Source organism: Bacillus nitratireducens (genome assembly GCF_001884135.1).
Taxonomy (GTDB): domain Bacteria; phylum Bacillota; class Bacilli; order Bacillales; family Bacillaceae_G; genus Bacillus_A; species Bacillus_A nitratireducens.
In genome coordinates this window covers 50,522-73,725 of the sequence record NZ_MAOC01000077.1, presented here as the reverse complement: position 1 = coordinate 73,725, position 23,204 = coordinate 50,522, and the positions used below count along the sequence as shown (strand labels likewise).

Below are 23,204 nucleotides of genomic sequence, written 5' to 3'. Positions count from 1 at the left end.
AGGGGGAACATAAGCTATGTCTATGAAAATCAGTGAGAAAAAATTTAATGATCGCGTAGGCGATGGAATTAAAGATTCGTTTATGCGCGGAGCGGTATCTTCTGCACAAACGAGATTATATACAAATCGATTAAAAGCAGCGGACGAATTAGGAAACTGGGAAGAGTGGCGTGAACTAGGTGAACAAATTCGTCAACATACGTTAGAGAATCTTGATTATTATTTAATGCAGTTAAGTGAAAATGTATCAAAAAGAGGCGGTCACGTTTACTTTGCAAAAACGAAAGAGGATGCGGCAAAGTACATTCAAGACGTTGCGAAAAAGAAACAAGCGAAAAAAGTTGTAAAATCAAAATCAATGGTAACTGAAGAAATTAGTATGAACCATGCGCTTGAAGAAATTGGTTGTGAAGTGTTAGAAAGTGACTTAGGTGAGTATATCTTGCAAGTAGATAACGATCCACCTTCACATATTATTGCGCCTGCACTTCATAAAAATAGAACGCAAATTCGCGATGTGTTTAAAGAAAAACTTGGCTATGAAAATTCTGATGATCCATACGAAATGACAAAGTTTGTTCGCAAACAACTTCGTGAAAAATTTATGGATGCGGAAATTGGTGTAACAGGTTGTAACTTCGCTGTTGCAAATACTGGCTCTCTTTGTTTAGTAACGAACGAAGGTAATGCCGATCTTGTTATGTCGATTCCGAAAACTCAAATTGCAGTAATGGGTATGGAACGTATGGTTCCGACAATGGAAGAATTAGATGTTTTAGTTGGTTTACTATGTCGTAGTGCAGTAGGTCAAAAATTAACAAGTTATGTAACAGTAGCAGGACCAATTCAAGAAGAAGAGGTAGATGGACCAGAAGAGTTTCATTTAGTCGTTGTTGATAATGGCCGCTCTCAAATTCTTGGATCGGAATTCCGTTCAGTATTGCAATGTATTCGTTGTGCTGCTTGTGTTAACGTATGTCCTGTATATCGTCACGTTGGTGGACATTCATACGGTTCTATATATTCAGGACCAATTGGTGCAGTGTTAACACCACTTCTAGGTGGATATGATGATTACAAAGAGCTTCCTTATGCATCTAGTTTATGCGGAGCATGTACAGAAGCTTGTCCAGTAAAAATTCCATTGCATGATTTATTATTAAAACATCGTCAAGTTATCGTTGAGCAAGAAGGCCGCGCGCCACTTGCAGAAAAATTAGCAATGAAAATGTTTAGTATGGGTGCTTCTTCAGCAGCTTTATATAAAATGGGATCAAAAATGGCACCAGCAGCAATGAGTCCATTTACATCGGGCAACCGTGTATCAAAAGGTGTTGGGCCACTTAAAAACTGGACAGATATTCGTGAATTCCCGGCTCCAAGTAAAGAAAGATTCCGTGATTGGTATAAAGATCATAAGAAAGGCGGGGACAAATAATGACAGGATTAATTCAAAACCGTGAGTCCTTTCTAGATAATATCGCAAAAGAACTTGGACGCGCGCGTAAAACAGAAGGCGTAGTACGTCCAGCATGGAAAAGTAATGTGAATGTAGAAACGTTAAAAGACTATTCACAAGAAGAATTGTTAGAAGTATTTAAAAATCAATGTACAAACATTCATACAACTGTTGTGGAAACGACAAACGACCGTTTACGTGAAGATATTCAAAAGGTAATCGTTGAAAACGGCGGGGGACCTATTATGTTATCAGCAGATGAACGTTTTGATTCCTATGGATTGACTTCTTTATTTAAGGAAGAGCTTCCAAAGCAAGATGTTGAAGTAAATGTATGGGATCCTGAGAAAAAAGAAGAGAATATGCGTATAGCGGAAAAGGCGAATATTGGAATCGCATTTAGTGATTATACTTTAGCTGAATCTGGTACGATTGTTGTACAGAGTCATAAAGGTCAAGGGCGTTCTTTACACTTTTTACCGACTGTATACTTTGCTATTATTCCACGTGAAACACTTGTACCTCGTATTACACAAGCAGTTCAACATATGAATTCTCGTGTAGAAAAAGGTGAGGCAGTTGCATCTTGTATTAACTTTATTACAGGACCAAGTAACTCTGCGGATATTGAAATGAATCTTGTTGTCGGAGTACACGGACCATTAAAAGCAGTATATTTCATCGTATAAAATAGGGGAAAGCAGGCCGTAAAACGGCCTGCTTTTTTAATAGAATAAAGATAATATGAAGTAGAAGTTCTCTCCTTTTTTTGTTATGTTCTTTTGGAAAGGAGAGGAAGGGATGTTCACTTATTTATATGCATTGTTAATGGGTATGGTGTTTGGTTCTTTTTTTATGGTGATTGCGATGAGAGTTCCGGTAGGGGAATCTATTATTACACCGCGTTCGTACTGTCATTACTGCAAGTATACGTTACAGCCGAAAGAACTGATTCCAATTATTTCATTCTGTATGCAGAAAGGGCGTTGTACGAGTTGTAAAAGAAAAATCTCAAGTTTGTACATAGTATTTGAATTCGTTACAGGGAGTTTATTTTTTCTTACTGTATATGTAATTGGAATAGAGCAGGAGCTCATCATCATTTTATCGCTCATTTCTTTACTGCTTATTATTTCAGTTACAGATTTAGTATATATGTTAATACCTAATCGTATTTTAATTTGGTTTGCTTTTTTGCTTATTTTAGAATGTATTTTTGTACCGTTAGTTACTTGGATAGATAGTATAGCTGGCAGTGGAACTATATTTATTTTGTTATATTGCATGCAAAAGATTCATCCAGCAGGTCTTGGCGGAGGTGATGTAAAACTACTTTCGTTACTCGGATTTATAATAGGAGTGAAAGGTATTTTTATAACTTTATTTTTAGCATCTTGCTTTAGCCTTTGTTTTTTCGGAATAGGTATAGCATTAAAACGTATAAAGATAAGAACTCCAATTCCGTTTGGACCTTTTATTAGCCTTGGAGCAATATGTTACGTGTTGGTTATATATGCAAAATAGAGGGGAGATAGAAAATGAATGTATATATGGATGATCAAAGAAGTTGCCCGTACGGATATGTTTTGGCAACTACAGTAGAATCTGCGTTACAATTTGTTCGGAGTAATAAGGTAAACATCCTCTCTCTTGACTTTAACATGGGATGGAGGCAAAAGAATGGGGCAGAATTTGTAGAAGCCTTTTGTACAGAAGGTCTATATGTTAATGAAATTCACCTTCATACAAATGATGTCATCGGTATGCATCAGATGAAACAGAGAATAGAGAGAGGGAAGGAAGAAGGGGAAATTAATCCTTGTATTGCCTTGAAATATGTGGGGAGCTAAAAACTCCAAAGTAAAACTTTGGAGTTTTTAATGTTTCATATGTGCCTGTAAAGGTATGATTTCCTCTGTTTGAGCTGCGACTAATTCAGTTTCTTCTTGTTCAACAACAGGTGCTTTCTTTGTTACGTAGTGGTATACCATACCGACAAATACGGACCCACCAATAATGTTACCGATTGTAACTGGAATTAAGTTATGAATAGCACCTGAAAAAGAAATTGTTTCAGGATGTGGTGAAACTAAAGATAGTGCAAAGAGTGATAAGTTTGCAATGCTATGCTCGTAACCAGATAAGAAGAATGTGAAAACAAGTAGCATCATAACCATTATTTTTGCTGTATCACCTTTAACTTGAGAAGGTAAGAAGCAGGCAAGGCAGACAAGCCAGTTACATAAAATTGCTTTAAAGAATAATTGCATTGTAGGTGTATTCATCTTTCCTTCAACGACTTTATTCATTAAATGACTGTGATCAATTGCTTCGAAAATTCCAGTTGCGTAAAATAGTAAGGCAAAGAATAAAGCACCAGCTAAGTTACCTGCATAACAAGCAACCCAGTTGCGAAGTGTATCAGAAATAGTTGTTTCTTTTCTTAAAGTTGCTACTGTGAAGTACATTGTATTGCCAGTAAATAATTCAGCGCCGCCATATATAATAAGTACGAGAGCAATTCCGAAAAACATAGAAGCAGCTAAATAAGTTGCTGGTGAATCTGCAATGTGAAAAAAGTTACCTAATTTAAAACATAGTACAATAATAAAACCGATATAAATACCCGCAAGTGCCGCACGAATGAAATATTGCATTGGACTTGTATCTAGCATTTGCTTTTTGCTCTTAGCCAGTTTGACAACATAATCTAATCCTTGTTCTAGCATGAGTAATACGCTCCTTTAGTACATCATCTATAAATACTCCTTATATGAATAAAGTACATGGAATTGTTCATAGTTTCAATAAGTTTGTGCAATGTTTCACAAAAAGGACATACATACATTAAGAAAGCGGTTACAAAAGGTAGTATAATGGAATTTTTTCTAAAAATAGAGAGGGAATTGAAGCAAAAAAGAAAAAGCGCTGTAATTACAGCGCTTTTTCGTCTAAATTCTTTTCTACTTTTACTTCTACTTCTTTCGAGAAGAACCAACCGCCAACTGCGATTCCAACTAATACAATCCAGAATGTAAGTTTCCACGGAGTAGATTCTGGGAATGAATGTGGAATTACATTTAATGCAGGGTGTGCTAATGTATAGATTGCTAACTTCACACCAACCCAACCTACAATTAAGAATGCTGCAGTTTCAAGTCCTGGCTTACGTTTTAATATTTGTACGAAAGCAGTTGCTGCAAATCGCATAATGATTAATCCGATAAGTCCACCTACAAAGATAACAACGAATTGCCCAGTATCAAGACTACCAATTGTACCTAATCCTGTTTTTGGTAAAGTCATTGCTAATGCAACAGCAGCTAAAATTGAATCAACTGCGAAGGCAATATCAGCAACCTCGACTTTAAATACAGTCCACCAAAAGTTCTCTTGTTTTTTCTTTGCTTCTTTTTCTGCTGTGTCTTCATCCGTATTCTTTTTAACATACGTTTTAAATAAGTGATTACCAGCGATAAACATAAGGTAAATGGCACCGATTGCTTGCACTTGCCATACATCGACTAGGAACGAAATCATAAATAATGATCCGAATCGGAAAACAAATGCCCCCGCTAATCCATAAAATAGTGCTTTTTTACGTTTTTCTTCTGGTAAATGTTTTACCATAATTGCGAGAACGAGAGCGTTATCAGCAGCTAAAATCCCCTCTAGTGCAATTAGGATGAGTAATACCCAACCATACTCCAATAATAATGATACATCCATGTACATTCTCCTCTCATTTCTATAAATACTAAACAAGTGAAGAAGTTCCACATTGTTTAGTTTCCCCATACTCCTGCGCATCAACGGTGGAAGGAATTGGTAAAAACAAAAAAGACCTCTGCCGTTGATAGGCAAAGGTCTTGCTAGACATATGTAATGAAAATGCCAACAAAGCCGGAAGAACTAAGTTCTACGTAATGACGACTTTGTTTCCAAGAAATAATTCTTGGACGCTACTCCCCTTTGGAGATATGCTATTGTATTCTCATTATATGGATAATTTATACGGTTGTCAACCTGTTAAAATATCTTCGTTTGGATATTTTATTCTTCTTTGTTTTTTGCGGGCAAATGAAAAGGCTAATGTTAAAGGCCCCATCTTTCCAAAAAACATCATAAAGATAATAATTGTTTTGCCGATGATTGTTAAGTGTGGCGTCAAATTCATGCTAAGGCCGACAGTTCCAAATGCTGAAAATACTTCAAAAGCACTCATTAATAAAGGAACTCGTTCAGTGATGCTTAAAATTAAAATAGAAAGAAAAATAAACGAAATTGAAATAATGGTGATCGTTAAAGATTTGACAATGAGCGTATCTTTAATGGATTTTTTAAACACGACAATATCATCTTGTTCATGCAAAAATTTAAATACGCCTAAAAACATAATTAAAAAAGTTGTTAACTTAATCCCACCACCAGTTGAAGCACTGCCAGCACCAATAAACATAAGAAGCATCATTAATAAAAGGGAAGGTTTTGATAATGCAGAGATATCAACAGTATTAAACCCGGCAGTACGCGTCGAAATCGCTTGAAAATAAGCAGCCATACCTTCTTCAAAGGGGGTAAAACCTCTCATGGAAATTGAATTATGAAACTCGAATATAAAAATAAAAGCTGTAGCAATAATATTGACGATTAGAGTAGAAGAGAGCATAAGTTTTGAGTGCAAAGTAAGGTTTTTAAAGTTTTTCTTTCTTTTTATATCTACGATCACTGTAAAACCAATTCCCCCTAAAATAATGAGAGAAGAAATAACAAGATTGACGAGAACGCTATGAGAGTGGGACATTAAATTATCGCTCCATATAGAAAAGCCAGCATTGTTAAAGGCAGAGATCGAATGAAAAAAGCTATAATATATACCTTTGGCAATTCCGTATTTTGGTACCCATTCAAAAGAGAGAAGTAAAGTAGCGATACATTCTACAGCAAAAGAAAATAAAAATAATGCTTTTGCAAGACGAATGATTCCACCGACATTTGTTTGGTTTAATGCTTGTTGTAATAAAATTCTGTTTTGAAGACCAATTTTTCTGCCGAGCATAATTGCAATTAAAACAGCAAAGCTCATAATGCCAAGGCCGCCAACTTGTATAAGTGTTAAAATTACACATTGACCAAATAAGGTAAATACTTTTCCAGTGTCCACAACACCAAGTCCTGTAACCGTACAAGCAGAAACCGTTGTAAATAAGGCATCGAGCCATGAAATAGATGTTGTTGTAGCAATTGGCAATTTTAATAAGCATGTACCAATAATTGATAGCGTAATAAAAGATAAAGTAAGAACACGGGGAGGGCTCATGCTAATGTTAATCCGTTTCATGTCACATATCGTTCCTTTCAATTTGCTCTTACTAGTATGTGAAGAAGAACTATTATGTATGTTAAAAAAGAAAGAGGCAGAGAATATCTGCCTCTAAGCCATATGTTATATAATTATCCGCGTAATTGTTGTTGAGCTAAAGCAACAAGACGTTTTGTTACTTCACCGCCAACTGAGCCGTTAGAACGAGATGCTGTGTTAGACCCTAAGCTTACACCAAATTCTTGCGCAATTTCATATTTAAATTGTTCAAGCGCTTGTTCTGCACCTGGAACTAGTAATTTGTTTGTTTTTACCATGTTGATACACATCCTTATGAGTAGTCCAGTTCAGCTAAGTACTATCTGAACTGGTACCGTTATTTTATGTGGAAACGACGTGCTCATACACGGAAGTAATCGGTGTGTTTAGAAGTTCTTGGATAGAAAAAAAGAGTAGCAAATTTGCTACTCTTTTTTCAGTATTGTCGCTGTACCTTCCACGACAATATCATCGGATTGATTATATATGTTTGTTTGCAGCGTAATGATTTTTTTATCGTCACGTTTTTTTATAACTTCTGCCACAACGCGAAGTGTATCACCGATTTTGACAGGAGCACGGAATGAAACGTTTTGAGATAAATAAATCGTATTTTTGCCCGGGAGTTTCGTTCCAAGAATGGTAGAAATAAAACTTGAAACGAGCATGCCATGAGCAATACGTTCTTTGAACATTGTCGTTTTTGCAAAAGAGTCTAGAATATGAATAGGATTTACATCTCCAGTCAATTTTGCGAAATTGATAACGTCCTCATCCGTAATTTTTTTTGTTAGTGATGCTTGATCACCGACTTGAATCTCATCGTAACGAAGCTCCGGAACAGTTTGTGCTTCTTGAAATGGATTCATTTTGTCCTCCTTCTTTTCCATATCGAAAAATGTAAGCCATCTTGATGTAGTAGGAGGAAGAAAGAGTTTTGTTTGTGCTGCAGTTAGTTGCCACATTTTTCTTACTTGATGGAAGTAAATAAATTTTTTGAGTTTTCCTCGAACTGCTTTGCGAGTTCTAGTTGTTTGGACTTGAACTCTCCCAAAAAAACTTCTAACTGTTTTTGAACCTCTTCACGTTGCGATTGTTGTTGTTCGATAAAGTGTTTTGTTGTTTCTTCAAATTGACCGCTAGTTTGAGTAAGAATAGACAAAGATGTTTTCGTAGGAGAAACAGTAAGTTGGTGCATTTGAGTAGAAAGCTCATTCCATTTTTCTTGCCACTCGTTAATTTGATCATTTAAGGAGTTTCCAGTTAATTGCTTCACGTAATCCGTATATTGGTTATTGAACTGAGCAGTGAATTGATGTAGTTCTTTTTCTAGTTCATCTACTCCTGATGTTAATTTATGCAAAGCGTCTTGTTGTTGTTTTAACGTTTCTAAAGTAAGTTGCTCTAATTGTTTCCCAGCTGAAGAGAAGAGGGAAAGAGATTGAGACCAGTTTTTCCAAAATGCATCGACTAATTCGTATGGCTTAGTTTCCATTGTTTGACCTCCAAATGTTTTTTTGCATATTGTGAACGCAGATTACTCTGCTGTACCACCAGGTGAAGATGAAGAATCCTTTTCATCCTTTTCTGGAGAAGTAGAAAATGGAAAGAATGCATTGGTGTATAACGTGAAAAACGTCCGCAACATATTTTGATAATGTTCAAAAGAAGTCGCACATGTTGTTAAATATTGCTCTCCATATTCTGTTAAAGAATAAATTCGTTTCGCTGGCCCGCCTTCGCTTGTATCCCAAGTAGAAGAAATAAGATTTTCTTTTTCTAATTTGCGTAGTGTCCTATACACATTACCTTGGTCAACAGAAGAAAAGCCGATGTCCATTAGCATTTGAATAAGTTTGTAACCATGAAGACTCCAGTCTTTTAGACAGAGAAGTAAGAAAGGAACTAAGAAGTTTTTTGGCATGGAGTTTGGTTGTTTCGCTTGGTTTTTTTCCAAACTTTCTGGGTGTTCTGGTTCATTATGTAGCATGATTGTGCATCACCTCATGAATCAGTTAGATGGAATTTTTTGCTTATAAGTGCAATTTACACCTATCTGTTTTTAATGTCAATACATTTGTTAGAAAATAAAGAAAAATAAAATATATACTTGAAGTTTTATTCGGAATATTAGAAAATAGTGAATAGGTTGAATTGTTTCAAAAACGAAAAAGGGAGTGTAGTCGAAGTGATTGATCAAAAATTCGATCCATTGCAAGCATGGAAAAATGCTTATGAACAAACCGAAACATTTTGGGGAAAAGCGCTCAATGAAACAATTAAAACAGAAGAATATTCTGCTTGGATGGGCAGCGTTCTAGATTTGAATTTGTTTTATCAAAAAGCATTAAATGATACGACAAAAAATTATTTAGAACAGGTGAATGTGCCGACGAGAGAGGATATCGCTAGAGTAGCTACGCTTGTTATTAACTTAGAAAATAAAGTTGATAACATCGAGGAAATTTTAGAAGAGAAAGTGGATTCATTAGGACAAGCTCCTACATTAAAGCGTGATGTTACGAAAGTAAAACAAGATATGCGCACGTTAGAAACGAAAGTTGATCAAATTTTAGAATTGCTAGAAAAGCAAAATGCAGTACTAGCTAAACTACAAGTACCTGTAAAAGAAGAAGTAAAGCCTGTAAATAAACCAGAAAATAAAAAATGATAAAAGCGTTTGTTTATAACGTGTAAAAGAGAGAGGGAGAATCTCTTTTCATGTATAAACAACGAAACATAATTAATATATGGACTCAATTAGTATGAGTACCAAAATGATTCATAACAATCGTTCACAAATTCATTTAAGGGGGAAAAGAAATGGTTCAATTAAATGGCAAAGTAGCAATCGTAACAGGTGGGGCAAAAGGAATTGGAAAAGCAATTACAGTAGCATTAGCAGAAGAGGGAGCAAAAGTAGTTATTAACTATAACAGCAGTAAAGAAGCAGCTGAAAACTTAGTAAATGAATTAGGAAAAGAAGGACATGATGTTTATGCAGTTCAAGCGGATGTTTCTAAAGTAGAAGATGCAAACAGACTTGTAGAAGAAGCTGTGAATCATTTTGGTAAAGTTGACATTCTTGTTAATAATGCTGGTATTACAAGAGATCGTACATTCAAAAAGTTAAATCGTGAAGATTGGGAGCGCGTAATTGACGTGAACTTAAGCAGTGTATTTAATACAACAAGCGCGGTACTTCCATACATATCGGAAGCAGAAGAAGGAAGAATCATTAGTATTTCTTCTATTATTGGCCAAGCTGGTGGATTTGGACAAACAAACTACTCAGCAGCAAAAGCAGGTATGTTAGGATTTACAAAATCATTAGCGTTAGAACTTGCAAGAACAAATGTAACTGTAAACGCAATTTGCCCAGGATTTATTGATACTGAAATGGTAGCAGAAGTACCAGAAGAAGTGCGTCAAAAAATCGTTGCGAAAATCCCGAAAAAACGTTTTGGTCAAGCTGATGAAATTGCAAAAGGTGTAGTATACCTATGCCGTGACGGTGCGTATATCACTGGTCAGCAATTAAACATTAACGGCGGATTATACATGTAATGAAGTAAGAAAAAAGTGCATATCCATAGCAGGAATGCACTTCTTTTTTTAGAAAGAAATCGACCGAAAAGGGGATAAAAAAATGACTACATTCGTAACAGAATGGGAAAAGCAATTAGAGTTGTACCCAGAAGAATATCGCAAAGCATATCGTCGTGTGAAAAGAGCGAGCGAAATTTTATTACGCGAACCAGAACCACAAGTTGGTTTAACACCGAAAGAGGTTATTTGGACGAAGAATAAAACGAAGCTGTATCGTTACATTCCAAAACAAGAAAAAACGCAGCGAGTTCCAATCTTATTAATATATGCTCTTATTAATAAACCATATATTATGGATTTAACTCCAGGAAATAGTTTAGTGGAATATTTAGTAGATCGTGGTTTTGATGTATATATGCTTGATTGGGGCACATTTGGTTTAGAAGATAGTCATTTGAAATTTGATGATTTCGTGTTCGATTATATTGCAAAAGCAGTGAAAAAAGTAATGAGAACTGCAAAATCGGACGAGATTTCTTTACTTGGTTATTGCATGGGTGGAACGTTAACATCTATTTATGCAGCGCTTCATCCGGACATGCCAATTCGTAACTTGATTTTTATGACAAGTCCTTTTGATTTCTCTGAAACAGGATTATACGGTCCTTTATTAGATGAGAAATATTTCAATTTAGATAAAGCGGTTGATACATTCGGAAATATTCCGCCAGAAATGATTGATTTCGGAAATAAGATGTTAAAACCAATTACAAACTTTGTCGGTCCATATGTTGCTTTAGTCGATCGTTCAGAAAATGAGCGCTTCGTCGAAAGTTGGAAATTAGTTCAAAAGTGGGTAGGCGATGGTATTCCGTTCCCAGGTGAATCTTATAGACAATGGATTCGTGATTTTTATCAAAATAATAAATTAGTGAAGGGTGAACTCGTTATTCGCGGACAAAAGGTAGACCTTGCAAATATTAAGGCGAATGTCTTAAATATTTCCGCAAAACGTGATCATATTGCTCTGCCATGTCAAGTAGAGGCTTTACTTGATCATATTTCTAGCACGGATAAACAGTATGTGTGTTTACCGACAGGACATATGTCTATTGTGTATGGTGGAACGGCTGTAAAGCAAACATATCCGACGGTTGGAAATTGGCTTGAAGATCGTTCTAATTAAAGAGAAGAAATCCAACTAGCGTATGTTAGTTGGATTTTTTTATGGAAAATGACGAAACATAGGAAGGAGAAAAATACATTGTAGGAGTATAATTATGAAGCTTATGACTGGTAAGTTGTTTTGGAGTGCTGGAGTTTCTGTACCTTGTTATCCAACATTAGAAAATGATATGATATGTGATGTACTAGTAATTGGAAGTGGAGAAGCAGGTGCTCATATAGCGTATTCGTTAGCTAAAATTGGAATGCGTGTTATGCTCATTGAAAAAAGAGCAATTGCATGTGGTAGCACAGCTGCAAATACAGGATTATTACAATTTGTTCATGATAAATCGTTAACTTCTCTTATCCATACATTTGGTGAAGAGAAAGGGGTACGAGCATATAGACTTTGTTATGAAGCGCTGCAAACAATGGAGAAGGTCGTGCCAACTCTCGATATTGATCCCCATTTTATTCCGCGAAATAGTTTGTATTATGCAAGTAGAGATGAGGATATTTCATTTTTACAAGAAGAATATAATACGTTACGCCATTATGGATTTCCGGTTGAATATTTTACAGAGTCTGATATCAATAAGCGTTATTCATTTGTAAAACAAGCAGCGTTATATACAAGTGGTGATGCAGAAGTGAATCCGTATTTATTAGCCCACAGTCTTTTGCATAAAGCGAAACAAATGGGCGCTACTATATATGAACATACAGAGGCATTACATATTAAACAAATCCAAAATGATTTAATTTGTTACACGAATACAGGAAATAAAATCGTAGCAAAGAATATTATTATGGCGACAGGTTATGAAGCAATCTTTGGAAAGAAAGAAAAAAACACAACAGTAGAAACGTCTTATGCTGTTGTAACAAATAAGCTAAATCATTTTGAAGGCTGGCATGAGCAATCATTAATTTGGGAAACAGCGCGGCCTTACTTATACTTTCGAACGTATCAAAACCGCATTATTGTAGGTGGATTAGATGAAGCGATGCAAATTCAAACAATCGGCGATACGAAATTATTGCATAAACGTGATATCCTTATTAACATTGTAAAAGAAATGTTCCCGCAAAATAAAAATATACAGGCAGAGTACTATTGGGCAGCAGCATTTGGTGGCAGTCATGATGGTCTCCCTATTTTAAAAGAAGATAAAGAAATACATAATTTATATTACGCACTGCCGTATGGGGGAAATGGAACTGTATACGGAATGGTATTTGCGAAACTATTTCAGCAGTTATTTACAAATGAAGAAAGTGATGATTTTTCTTTATTTAATCGATAGAAAAAGGTAGCGAAGTGATGGAATGAGAGATATAAAAAAGTTTTTACAAAAATTACGTCCCGTGCAACTTATCGTTGTATTTTATTTACTAGCGGTAGTAGTATCGGTAATTTTACTTAGTTTACCATTTGTTACGAAGCCTGGTGTGAAATGGACATTTATAGATGCGCTGTTTACATCTGTTAGTGCTGTAAGTGTTACGGGACTTTCTGTTGTTACTATTTCAGATACGTTTACAACAGCAGGAATTATTGTTTTAGCCTTGATTTTACAATTAGGCGGATTAGGAATTATGGCACTTGGTACATTCGTTTGGATTATAACGGGTAAAAAGATTGGTTTGCAAAGAAGAAGGTTAATTATGGCAGACCATAACCAAGGAAATTTATCGGGCCTTGTAGAATTGATGCGTTCTATTTTAATTGTAATTATTTCGATAGAACTCATTGGAGCAATACTGTTAGGTACAAGATTTTTACTATATTTCCCGACTTGGCAAGAAGCTTATTTTCACGGTTTCTTTGCCGCTGTGAGTGCAACAACGAACGGAGGATTTGATTTAACAGGACAATCACTTATTCCGTACAAAAAAGATTATATTGTTCAAATGATTCATATGTTGCTTATTATTTTAGGAGCTATTGGTTTCCCGGTGTTAATGGAAGTAAAGCAATTCCTTAGTAAAAGGAGACAGCAACTATTTCGCTTTTCATTATTTACAAAATTGACGACAACGACATTTTTTGTACTCGTTATTGTTGGAACAATTATGATTTTTTTATTAGAACGAAATCATTTTTTAGTAGGAAAGTCATGGCATGAAACTGTATTTTATACGTTATTCCAATCTGTGACGACGCGAAGTGGTGGACTTGCTACAATGGACATACGTGAATTATCACAACCAACGCTTTTATTTATGAGCATTTTAATGTTCATTGGAGCATCTCCAAGCTCAGTTGGGGGCGGAATACGTACAACAACATTTGCTGTTAGTATATTATCGTTATATACATTTGCAAGGGGCGGGAGAACAGTCCGAGTTTTCAAACGTCAGCTACATGAAGAAGATGTGTTGAAAGCATCTGTCGTTATGACGATGGGGATTTTATTATGTGCTTCAGCGCTATTTATTTTATCCATTACAGAAAATGTACCACTTATGAGCTTAATAGTTGAAGTTTGTTCTGCTTTTGGGACGACGGGACTATCAACAGGTATTACTCCCGATTTAACAACTGTTGGTAAACTTGTACTCATTGTGCTTATGTTTATCGGACGCGTCGGTATTTTAACATTTATATTAGCTAGTGGCGGAAGAGAGCAACCACCTCGCTATAAATATCCGAAAGAGAGAATTATTATTGGATAGTATGAAACCATTCTACCTATGTTAGGTAGAATGGTTTTTTAGTCGTTAATTCCAAATTGAGGATGCATAAAAGCAGCATTTTTCTTATCAACTTCATTTTTAAGTAGTTCTTGATTTTCTTCTGAAATCCACCCGATATCATTTGTAGGATGTATCCATTCTTCCCCAGCCATAATGGCAGGATCTACCTCATCACTCCAATTATTAAGGGGACTATTAGTGGAATCGTATTTACTGTCTCCAATTACAACATCATATTGATTTATAAAAGGTTGTTGCATCTTTTTTCCTGTACCTTTAAATGATGGAAAGTTCATTTGATGAGGGAGCGTCTCGTCTAAAATTGGCGATTGGATCGTTTCTTTCTCCTTCAAAGTCATCGCTCCTTTTTGTAATGGTTTGTTCGTATGTAGTATTTCCATATATAAGCTCTTATGTACTTGTTAACACTTCCCAGTAATAATTACTTTAAGTTGTTTCAAACTAGAATAGAAAGTTATTTAGTGAGAGCAGGTGAGTATATTGGTAAAAAGAAAAGTAAAACAAAATGCAGCAATTAATAATAATAAAACTCCGAAAGAAAGCTTACCCGATGCAGAATTTGCAGTAGAGTATGAAGGAGAAAATAGTGCGAAGTACGCAAATCGTAATTCAAAAAAAGGTAAACAAAAATGAGGCGTTTTTTACAAACGCCTCATTTTTTTGTGGGATTATAAAGGTTTTTTTAATTATTTGTAAATTTCACGTTTGATATTAGCAGAAAAATGCGAAAAAACATAGAAGTAGCAACGTATTACACAAAAACAAACAACAAACAAAAGATTAATGTTGGTTTAATACTGCTTTTACACTAGTTGTTTATATTTGAATTGTACATAAGATTTGTAAAAGGAGAGAGAGACAGTGAAAAAAACAATCTTTAAAGCTGTAGCAACTGGAATGGTATTTTCGTTATTAATGGGGTGTGGTGCAAAAAAAGAAGAAAGTGCTGGGGCAAAAGTGAAAGATGATAAATTATCTGGATCATTAACTGTTTACACAGCGATCGAAGAAGAACTTGTACCAATTTATCTTGATTCTTTTAAAAAGAAGTATCCAGACGTGAAGTTGAACATTGTTCGTGATTCAACTGGAGTTATTACAGCGAAATTGCTAGCTGAAGGAAAAAATACACAAGCAGATGTTGTATGGGGAACTGCAGCGTCTAGTCTATTAGCTTTAGATAAAAAAGATATGTTAAAAGGATACTCTCCAAAAGGAGCAGATCGTGTTCTTCCACAATTTAAAGACGATAAGCAACCAGAAAAATGGGTAGGAAATACTGCATTTATGACGGGGATTGCTGTAAATAAAGAAGAATTAAAGAAGAAAAATTTACCGATGCCAGAATCATACGAAGACTTAACGAAACCAGAATATAAAGGAACGCTTGTTATGCCACATCCAGCTTCTTCTGGAACAGGATTTTTAACAGTTTCTGCATGGTTACAAATTATGGGTGAAGATAAAGGCTGGGATTACATGAAGAAACTTCATGATAATATGGCAACTTATACTCATTCAGGTTCAAAACCAGCGAAATTAGCAGGTGCGGGTGAATATCCAGTTGGCGTATCAATGGTTTATAGTGCTTTGAAAGAGAAACAAAAAGGTGCACCAGTTGAAGTTGTATTGCCGAAAGAAGGACTAGGTTGGGAAGTAGAAGCGAACGCACTTATTAAAAAAGATAATGCAAAAAATGATAAATTAGCACAAGCATTTTTAGATTGGGCAATTACTGATGATGTAATGAAGTTATACTTCGAGAAAAATGGATTTGCGACAATTAAAAATGATTATAAACTTCCAGATGGATTCCCTAAAGATGTGACAGAAAAGTTATATAAAAAGAATGACTTTAAGTGGGCAGCAGAAAATCGCGACAAAATTTTAGAAAAATGGGAAAAAGAGTTTGGCCAAAAAGCAGAACCGAAAAAGTAAGTGAGTGGGAGAGAGAAAAAATGAGCGAATATTTATCAATTCAACACATTCAAAAACAGTTTGATGCATTTACAGCGTTAAAAGATATTTCTTTTACTGTGAAAAAAAACGAGTTTGTATGTTTATTAGGCCCAAGTGGTTGTGGGAAAACAACATTGCTTCGAATTTTAGCAGGGCTAGAAGAGGCAACAACAGGTAGTATAGCTGTGGATGGAAAAGATATTACAGCATTACCTCCTGGAAAGAGGAACTTCGGAATGGTGTTTCAATCGTATGCATTATTTCCGAATTTAACAGCACTTGAAAACATTGAATATGGCTTAAAGACAAAAAAATATGGAAAAGCAGAAGTAAAAGAGAAGGCGCTATCGGCGTTAGAACTTGTTGATTTGCTGAATGTAAAAGATAAATATCCTGCTCAAATGTCTGGTGGACAACAGCAGCGAGTGGCACTTGCACGTGCGCTCGCTCTGTCTCCGGATATTTTGTTACTCGATGAGCCGTTATCGGCTTTAGATGCAAAAGTACGTGAAAAGTTGCGTAGAGAAATGCGCGATTTGCAAGAAAAAGTGGGAGTAACAACTATTATGGTAACGCATGATCAAGAAGAGGCATTAACGATGGCTGATAAAATTGTTGTAATGAATCATGCGGAAATTATGCAGATTGGAACACCAGAGGAGATTTATCAAAGACCAGCCAATCCGTTTGTGGCAGATTTTATAGGTTCTATTAATTTCTTTTCGAAAAATAATGAAGAACATGCAATTCGTCCTGAACATGTAACAATTGTACAAAACGATGGTATTAAAACGGTTGTGGAAAGTATGGAATTTCGCGGATCTGTATATCGAACAGAAGTGCGAGTCGTAGAAGAAAAAACACATCTGTATAACGAGAAAATTGTAGTGGATATATTGGCATCAGAAGTAGAGGCAACTGCTATTAAAAAAGGAAAGCCGATTCAAATCTCTTTCTCAGAAAATCATATGTTGTCATATGGAAAGAAGGTCATTGTATAGATGGAGATGTTAGAAAATTTCAAGGTAGAAAGTACGAAAAAAAAGATTAAGAGACGTATTGGTAAAGAAGAGTGGATACAAAGACTATTAATTATTGGTATGCTTCTTGCTTTTTTGATCATCCTTGTATTGCCTCTATTACAACTATTTACACAAGCCTTTTACGATAAAGACGGAGCTTTCATTGGTGTTGCGAATTTCAGTAAATATTTCACAACACCAACGCTAGTACAATCATTACAAAATACGATATGGATTTCGGGCGCTACAACAATTATTTCAGTTACACTCGCGTTCGCTTATGCATATGCGATTGCTCGTACCAATGTTTTTGGAAAGCGCGTATTTCAATACGTAGCATTATTACCATTATTCGCACCGACGATGATGCACGGTATCGCACTGACATATTTATTTGGTAATCAAGGGTTAATAACAAAAGGGATGTTTGGTTTATTTGAAGGAATACAAATACCGTTATACGGACCAGTAGGAATTGTAATGGCTGAAGTTATGTATACATTTCCACAAGCATTCCTTATTTTATTAATTGCTTTCCAAGGTTCTGATTATCGTTTATATGAAGCTTCTAATATGTTAGGTGCAAGTAAAGCGAAGCAGTTTCTTACGGTTACTTTACCTAGTGTGAAATACGGATTAATTAGTGCGATGTTCGTTGTATTTACACTTAGTTTCACTGATTTTGGGGCACCAAAAATTGTTGGTGGACAATATAATGTGCTTGCTACTGACGTATATAAGCAAGTAATTGGACAGCAAAATATGTCCATGGGCGCAACTGTCGGAATGATTTTATTAATCCCAGCTATTTTCGCATTTGCAGTTGATCGTATTACGCAAAGGAAACAGGCGAACCTCTTATCTTCAAAAGCAGTACCTTACAGAATAATAAATAATAAGAAAAGAGATGTTATTTCATTCGTATATTGTAGCGTAGTAACGCTTATGATCATTCTTTTATTTGTGGCAGTTGGTATTGCTGCAAGTGTGAAAGTATGGCCATATAATATGAGTTTTACATTTGAGCATTTTAATTTTTCAAGTTTGACAGGAGACGGACTTGAAGCATTCAAAAATAGTGTAATTGTCTCAGCCGTTACGGCAGTTATCGGGGCGATTTTAACATTTGTGTTCGCTTATGCGATTGAAAAAATAGAACAGCTACAATTTTTAAGAAAAGTAGGTTATTTCTTCTCAATTGTACCGTTAGCGATTCCTGGATTAGTACTTGGATTAGGATATGTCTTTTTCTTCAGTCAACCAACAATTCAAATTCTAGGACTTTCAATAACAAACCCGTTTCATTCTTTATATGGCACAATTGCCGTTTTAGTATTAGTAAATATCATTCATTTCTACTCTGTAACATTCGTTACGGCAACGACGGCGTTAAAGAAACTAGACCGAGAGTTTGAGCTTGTTTCGCAGTCGATGAGCATACCGTTTTATAAAACTTTCTTTCGAGTGACCGTACCGATGTGTTTACCAGCCATTTTAGAAATGGTTATGTACTACTTCGTAAATTCAATGGTAACTGTATCGGCAGTAGTGTTCTTGTATGCGGCTGATTTTAAACTAGCTGCTGTATCAATTGTAAATATGGATGATGCAGGAAATGTAGCACCAGCAGCTGCAATGAGTGTACTTATTGTTGTTACAAATATTGTAGTGAGAGTTGTATATGAGTGGGGAACGAAAGCACTTCGTAACCGAACGTCACAATGGCAAAAAAGATAAGTAAGAAGGGGATGGATAGAATGAAAATTGAAGCAGTTATTTTTGATTGGGCAGGTACGACAGTTGATTACGGATGTTTTGCACCACTGGAAGTATTTATGGAGATCTTCCATAAACGCGGTGTTGAAATTACAGCAGAAGAAGCTCGCAAACCAATGGGGTTATTGAAAATTGATCATGTTAGGGCATTAACGGAAATGTCCCGTATTTCGAATGAGTGGAAGTGTGTCTTCGGACAATTACCAACAGAAGAAGATATTCAGGAGATGTATGAAGAATTTGAAGAAATTCTCTTCGCTATTTTACCGCGCTATGCGTCGCCGATTAATGGAGTAAAAGAAGTGATTACTTCATTACGTGAAAAGGACATTAAAATTGGTTCAACAACTGGATATACGAGAGAAATGATGGATATTGTAGCAAAAGAAGCGGCACTACAAGGGTATAAACCCGATTTTCTTGTTACGCCAAATGATGTCCCAGCAGGGCGTCCGTATCCGTGGATGTGCTATAAAAATGCGATGGAATTAGGTATATATCCAATGAATCATATGATAAAAGTTGGAGACACCGTGTCAGATATGAAAGAGGGTAGAAATGCTGGAATGTGGACAGTTGGTGTAATTCTTGGTAGTAGTGAGCTCGGTTTAACGGAAGAGGAAGTTGAGAATATGGATCCAGCAGAACTTCGTGAAAAAATAGAAGTAGTTCGCAATCGTTTCGTTGAAAATGGGGCGCACTTTACGATAGAAACGATGCAGGAACTCGAAAGCGTAATGGAACATATCGAGAAACAAGAACTTATTATTTCATAAAAGGGGCATAGGATCATGAATGAAAATCACTACTTATTATTAACGCCAGGACCATTAACGACAACAAAAACTGTAAAAGAAGTTATGTTATATGATTGGTGTACGTGGGATGTTGAATATAATACGATGGTGCAAGATGTAAGAAATAGGCTTGTATCGTTAGCAACAAAGGAAGAAGAAAAGTACACAACAGTTTTAATGCAGGGAAGCGGTACATTTTCAGTTGAAGCAGTAATCGGTTCTGTTATTCCTACAAACGGAAAGCTGCTCATTTGTACAAATGGTGCCTATGGTAAACGGATTGTGCAAATGGCGGAGATGTTACATATAGATGTGGTGGTCAGTCAAACAGAAGAGTGGGAGCCTACTAATATTGTAGAAGTAGAAAAGTTATTACAACAAGATAAAGAGATTACGCATATTGCCGTTGTTCATTGTGAAACAACGACAGGTATTATTAATCCAATTGTAGATGTATGTAAATTAGGGAAGCAGTATGGAAAGGTTACAATTGTTGATGCAATGAGTAGTTTCGGCGGTATTGAAATAGACATTGCTGATTTACAAATTGATTTTTTAATTAGTAGTGCGAATAAGTGCATTCAAGGTGTGCCCGGATTCGGCTTTGTTATCGCAAAGCGTGATGAATTATTGAAGTGTCAAGGGCAGGCACGTTCATTATCATTAGATTTATACGATCAGTGGGAAACGATGGAAAATCAAAATGGAAAATGGCGTTTTACGTCACCTACGCATGTTGTACACGCTTTTTATCAAGCGCTCCTGGAACTAGAAAAAGAGGGCGGAGTAAGAGCTCGTTACAATCGATATTATAACAATCAAAAACTATTAGTGAACAGAATGGGAGAAATCGGATTTAAGCCACTAGTAGATGAAAAATATCAATCTCCTATTATTACATCTTTCATTTATCCAGAAGCTGGATTTGAATTTCAGCAATTATATAACGAATTAAAGCAGTACGGATTTGTTATTTACCCAGGGAAAATTTCGAAAGTAGATACGTTCCGTATTGGAAATATCGGTGATGTACATAAAGAAGACATTAATCGTTTAGTTGATAGTATTGCTAAAGGAGTTGTTATAGGGTGAAAGTATTTTGCTTAGGTGGGGCAGGGAAAATTTGTCGTGAAGCAATTTTAGATTTAGTCCAATTTTCATCATTTGGAACAATTACTGTTGCTGATTTCAATGAAGAAGAAGGCCGAAAAGTAGTAGAGTGGTTAAACGATCCTCGCGTTGATTTTGTAAAAGTCGATGTGACAAATCATGAGGATACTATTGCAAAAATGAAAGGCTATGACATTGTAATGGACGGCACGACGATAAAGTTAAATGGATTGTCCACTCGTTGTATCGCAGATGCTGGCTGTCACGGTGTGAACTTGAATGGATTTGGTGAAGAAAATGAATCCCATTCTATATTTGTTCAAAACGGAAAAACATGTTTACCTGGGTTCGGTATGACGCCAGGTGTAACGCAAATGATGGCTATGTATGCAGCAAATCAGCTAGATACTGTAGAGTCAGTTCGAGTAAGCCATGGCTCATATCGCCCAATTGCTTTTTCTGCATCAATTACAGAAACAACGACATATGAATATGATCCACATTTACCATCGCGTACAGTGTATGAAGACGGGGAATTTAAGCAAGTACCTCCGTTTGCGCGCCCAAGAGAAATCGAATTACCAGCGCCTTATGGAAAAACAACGCAGTATATAATCCCGCATTCAGAAACGATTACGTTGGCGAAGGCATTGGAGGACAAAGGTGTTGTGCTGATTGAAACGAGAGGTACTTGGCCTGAGCAAAATATGCAGCTCATTCGTGCTTTATATGATTATGGTATATTGCGTAATGATCAAATTGAAATAAAAGGTAAAGAAATAGGTATTATGGATTGTATTTCGAAGTATCTACTAAAATCGAAAGAAGGAAAAGAAACAGAGCTTTATGGTTATGCACTTCATGTAGAGGTAGTAGGTATGAAAAATAATGAAAAACAAAGGCATGTGTTATATCATACACATCCGTTATCTGATGGTTCTGTAGTAGGTTGGGAGAAATTAAGAGCTTATACAAGAAATGTTGGAATCCCATTCGGAGTCGCTACAGAGTTAATTGCAAAAGGAGTAGTTAATAAAGTCGGTGTTGTTACTCCTGAAGAAGCTTTTGAAAATCCACAAATCATTTTTGACGAATTAGAAAAGCGTGGTATTTATATTCATGAAGAGATTTTCACTGAAAAAGAAAATTATAACTTTGTATAAGTAAGGCAGTTTATAAGGTAGATATAAATGGGGTGAGGCTATGTCTGTAGTGGGCGAAGAAAGAAAGCGAACAATTCTTGAGAAGGTAGAGTTTAAAGGGAAAGTAAAAGTTTCAGAATTAGCGAGAGAGTTTGCAGTATCAACAGAGACGATTCGCCGTTATTTAGAAGAATTAGATCGTGAAAAGAAGTTGAAGAAAGTGTATGGTGGAGCCGTTCAACTTCCGGGAGCTGGAATAGAGGCACCAATGTTAGAACGAGAAATGCTGCATATAGAAGAGAAGAAAAGAATTGGGTATAAAGCAGCAACGTTTGTAGAAGATGGAGATGTTATTGCGATTGATGATGGAAGTACACCACTTCAAATGGTACCATATCTTGTTCATCGTAAAAATTTAACAATTGTTACGAGTTCTTTTCCAGTAGCGACACAATTAATATCTTCTATTAATAAAAAGATGTTTCATGGTGAGGTTTTATTTATTGGTGGAAAAGTATCCCCAAAACATTCACGGGTGTCAGGGTCTATTTCACAGCAAGTAATCCATCAATTTCATTTTCATAAGGCATTCGTTTCGATTGATGGGTTGTTGCCAGGCTTTGGGGTTTCTAGCTTTGAATTAGAAAAGGCGAAACTTTCAGAAGCGATGATTAAGCTAGCTGAGAGAACATATATTTTATGTGATCATACAAAGGTAGGCGTAAAAGGGAATTATAGAATAGCAGCATTTTCTCATATTCAACATGTCATTTGTGATAAGAAAATGCCTTATAGTTTTGAAGAAGAAGTCAAAAAACATAATATTCAATGGACAATTTGCTAAATGAAATGAATACATCTAGACTCCCGCCTAATTTTTAGGTAGGAGTTTTACTATCAGTAAGTAACAAAATAAAAGATTTGTATTTATGCAAAAAGTGGACACATTTTCTCATCTCGTTCATATAATTTACCAATACAAAAAAAGTTGGTTGAAGGAAAGAAGGGGAATTATGTCAGAACGGATATATAATAAACTTGTATTGTATGCAAACATTTTGCAAAAAATTGGTGTTATTAATGAAAAGGAAAAAAGTGAAATTCTTCATACGATAGGTAAAAAAGCCCTTTGAATAAAGG

The 23,204-nt window shown here is 35.7% G+C and carries 25 protein-coding genes and 1 riboswitch; of the genes, 17 read left to right on the top strand and 8 right to left on the bottom strand.

What is annotated here, in order from left to right:
- Positions 1–16 precede the first annotated feature (16 nt).
- The 4 genes from BAU23_RS19890 (at position 17) to BAU23_RS19875 (ending at position 3,309) form a co-directional block, all read left to right on the top strand.
- A complete protein-coding gene (locus tag BAU23_RS19890) occupies positions 17–1,438 on the top strand; it encodes a LutB/LldF family L-lactate oxidation iron-sulfur protein (RefSeq protein ID WP_071735044.1) in 1,422 nt (473 codons plus the stop codon).
- The gene (locus tag BAU23_RS19885; RefSeq protein ID WP_000147202.1) at positions 1,438–2,148 is read left to right on the top strand and encodes a LutC/YkgG family protein; all 711 of its coding nucleotides are present in this window, start codon (positions 1,438–1,440) and stop codon (positions 2,146–2,148) included. Before BAU23_RS19890 ends, BAU23_RS19885 begins: the two co-directional genes overlap by 1 nt.
- A gap of 112 nt (positions 2,149–2,260) precedes the next feature.
- A complete protein-coding gene (locus BAU23_RS19880; RefSeq protein WP_000495728.1) occupies positions 2,261–2,983 on the top strand; it encodes a prepilin peptidase in 723 nt (240 codons plus the stop codon).
- Between the two features lie 14 nt (positions 2,984–2,997).
- Positions 2,998–3,309: a cyclic-phosphate processing receiver domain-containing protein gene (locus BAU23_RS19875; protein ID WP_001103782.1), complete on the top strand. Its 312-nt coding sequence runs from the start codon at positions 2,998–3,000 to the stop codon at positions 3,307–3,309.
- A 27-nt stretch (positions 3,310–3,336) separates the two neighbouring features.
- Here BAU23_RS19875 and BAU23_RS19870 read toward each other — a convergent pair whose 3' ends face one another.
- The 7 genes from BAU23_RS19870 to phaQ all read right to left on the bottom strand — a co-directional run bounded on the left by BAU23_RS19870 (position 3,337) and on the right by phaQ (position 8,811).
- Entirely contained in the window at positions 3,337–4,188 is an 852-nt protein-coding gene (locus tag BAU23_RS19870; RefSeq protein ID WP_000893054.1) for a formate/nitrite transporter family protein, read from the bottom strand.
- A 205-nt stretch (positions 4,189–4,393) separates the two neighbouring features.
- Positions 4,394–5,188, bottom strand: coding sequence for a TerC family protein (locus tag BAU23_RS19865; RefSeq protein WP_000383307.1), 795 nt, complete (start codon positions 5,186–5,188; stop codon positions 4,394–4,396).
- Between the two features lie 79 nt (positions 5,189–5,267).
- Positions 5,268–5,442, bottom strand: a riboswitch (yybP-ykoY riboswitch).
- Between the two features lie 38 nt (positions 5,443–5,480).
- Positions 5,481–6,800: a TrkH family potassium uptake protein gene (locus BAU23_RS19860; protein ID WP_000822347.1), complete on the bottom strand. Its 1,320-nt coding sequence runs from the start codon at positions 6,798–6,800 to the stop codon at positions 5,481–5,483.
- A 113-nt stretch (positions 6,801–6,913) separates the two neighbouring features.
- On the bottom strand, positions 6,914–7,099 hold the full coding sequence (locus BAU23_RS19855) for an alpha/beta-type small acid-soluble spore protein (RefSeq protein ID WP_000241212.1): 186 nt from the start codon (positions 7,097–7,099) through the stop codon (positions 6,914–6,916).
- A gap of 147 nt (positions 7,100–7,246) precedes the next feature.
- Positions 7,247–7,690, bottom strand: coding sequence for a MaoC family dehydratase (locus tag BAU23_RS19850; RefSeq protein ID WP_001067911.1), 444 nt, complete (start codon positions 7,688–7,690; stop codon positions 7,247–7,249).
- A gap of 101 nt (positions 7,691–7,791) precedes the next feature.
- Positions 7,792–8,316 (bottom strand): polyhydroxyalkanoic acid inclusion protein PhaP, encoded by a 525-nt coding sequence (phaP, locus tag BAU23_RS19845; RefSeq protein ID WP_000448577.1) that lies wholly within the window; start codon positions 8,314–8,316, stop codon positions 7,792–7,794.
- A 42-nt stretch (positions 8,317–8,358) separates the two neighbouring features.
- Positions 8,359–8,811 carry a poly-beta-hydroxybutyrate-responsive repressor gene (gene phaQ / locus BAU23_RS19840; protein ID WP_000903018.1) on the bottom strand — a complete coding sequence of 151 codons (453 nt, stop codon included), beginning with the start codon at positions 8,809–8,811 and terminating at the stop codon, positions 8,359–8,361.
- 198 nt (positions 8,812–9,009) lie between these two features.
- Between phaQ and phaR the strand changes: the two genes are divergently transcribed.
- The 5 genes from phaR to BAU23_RS19815 all read left to right on the top strand — a co-directional run bounded on the left by phaR (position 9,010) and on the right by BAU23_RS19815 (position 14,216).
- Positions 9,010–9,492: a polyhydroxyalkanoic acid synthase subunit PhaR gene (gene phaR / locus BAU23_RS19835; RefSeq protein ID WP_000566956.1), complete on the top strand. Its 483-nt coding sequence runs from the start codon at positions 9,010–9,012 to the stop codon at positions 9,490–9,492.
- 152 nt (positions 9,493–9,644) lie between these two features.
- Positions 9,645–10,388 carry an acetoacetyl-CoA reductase gene (locus BAU23_RS19830; protein WP_000250406.1) on the top strand — a complete coding sequence of 248 codons (744 nt, stop codon included), beginning with the start codon at positions 9,645–9,647 and terminating at the stop codon, positions 10,386–10,388.
- 82 nt (positions 10,389–10,470) lie between these two features.
- Positions 10,471–11,556, top strand: coding sequence for a class III poly(R)-hydroxyalkanoic acid synthase subunit PhaC (gene phaC, locus BAU23_RS19825; RefSeq protein ID WP_000206836.1), 1,086 nt, complete (start codon positions 10,471–10,473; stop codon positions 11,554–11,556).
- A gap of 94 nt (positions 11,557–11,650) precedes the next feature.
- Positions 11,651–12,844 (top strand): NAD(P)/FAD-dependent oxidoreductase, encoded by a 1,194-nt coding sequence (locus tag BAU23_RS19820; RefSeq protein ID WP_044741030.1) that lies wholly within the window; start codon positions 11,651–11,653, stop codon positions 12,842–12,844.
- Between the two features lie 22 nt (positions 12,845–12,866).
- Positions 12,867–14,216 carry a TrkH family potassium uptake protein gene (locus BAU23_RS19815; RefSeq protein ID WP_001204721.1) on the top strand — a complete coding sequence of 450 codons (1,350 nt, stop codon included), beginning with the start codon at positions 12,867–12,869 and terminating at the stop codon, positions 14,214–14,216.
- Between the two features lie 38 nt (positions 14,217–14,254).
- Here the strand turns inward: BAU23_RS19815 and BAU23_RS19810 are convergent, their stop codons facing one another.
- Positions 14,255–14,638, bottom strand: a complete 384-nt coding sequence (locus BAU23_RS19810) for a DUF3905 domain-containing protein (protein ID WP_000404295.1) — start codon at positions 14,636–14,638, stop codon at positions 14,255–14,257.
- A 100-nt stretch (positions 14,639–14,738) separates the two neighbouring features.
- Here BAU23_RS19810 and BAU23_RS30290 point away from each other — a divergent pair, with 100 nt between their 5' ends.
- From BAU23_RS30290 to BAU23_RS19765, 8 genes are all read left to right on the top strand, one after another.
- A complete protein-coding gene (locus BAU23_RS30290) occupies positions 14,739–14,891 on the top strand; it encodes a hypothetical protein (RefSeq protein WP_000240801.1) in 153 nt (50 codons plus the stop codon).
- Positions 14,892–15,119: 228 nt separating this feature from the next.
- Positions 15,120–16,196 (top strand): putative 2-aminoethylphosphonate ABC transporter substrate-binding protein, encoded by a 1,077-nt coding sequence (locus tag BAU23_RS19795; RefSeq protein ID WP_000750898.1) that lies wholly within the window; start codon positions 15,120–15,122, stop codon positions 16,194–16,196.
- A 20-nt stretch (positions 16,197–16,216) separates the two neighbouring features.
- Positions 16,217–17,218, top strand: coding sequence for a putative 2-aminoethylphosphonate ABC transporter ATP-binding protein (locus BAU23_RS19790; RefSeq protein WP_000006171.1), 1,002 nt, complete (start codon positions 16,217–16,219; stop codon positions 17,216–17,218).
- A complete protein-coding gene (locus tag BAU23_RS19785) occupies positions 17,219–18,976 on the top strand; it encodes a putative 2-aminoethylphosphonate ABC transporter permease subunit (RefSeq protein WP_000425504.1) in 1,758 nt (585 codons plus the stop codon).
- A 20-nt stretch (positions 18,977–18,996) separates the two neighbouring features.
- Positions 18,997–19,791 carry a phosphonoacetaldehyde hydrolase gene (gene phnX / locus BAU23_RS19780; protein ID WP_016128989.1) on the top strand — a complete coding sequence of 265 codons (795 nt, stop codon included), beginning with the start codon at positions 18,997–18,999 and terminating at the stop codon, positions 19,789–19,791.
- Positions 19,792–19,806: 15 nt separating this feature from the next.
- The gene (gene phnW, locus BAU23_RS19775; RefSeq protein WP_071735043.1) at positions 19,807–20,904 is read left to right on the top strand and encodes a 2-aminoethylphosphonate--pyruvate transaminase; all 1,098 of its coding nucleotides are present in this window, start codon (positions 19,807–19,809) and stop codon (positions 20,902–20,904) included.
- Positions 20,901–22,085: a saccharopine dehydrogenase family protein gene (locus BAU23_RS19770; RefSeq protein ID WP_071735042.1), complete on the top strand. Its 1,185-nt coding sequence runs from the start codon at positions 20,901–20,903 to the stop codon at positions 22,083–22,085. The genes phnW and BAU23_RS19770 overlap by 4 nt, the downstream gene beginning before the upstream one ends.
- 40 nt (positions 22,086–22,125) lie before the next feature.
- Positions 22,126–22,908: a DeoR/GlpR family DNA-binding transcription regulator gene (locus BAU23_RS19765; RefSeq protein ID WP_000117655.1), complete on the top strand. Its 783-nt coding sequence runs from the start codon at positions 22,126–22,128 to the stop codon at positions 22,906–22,908.
- Positions 22,909–23,204: the final 296 nt, after the last annotated feature.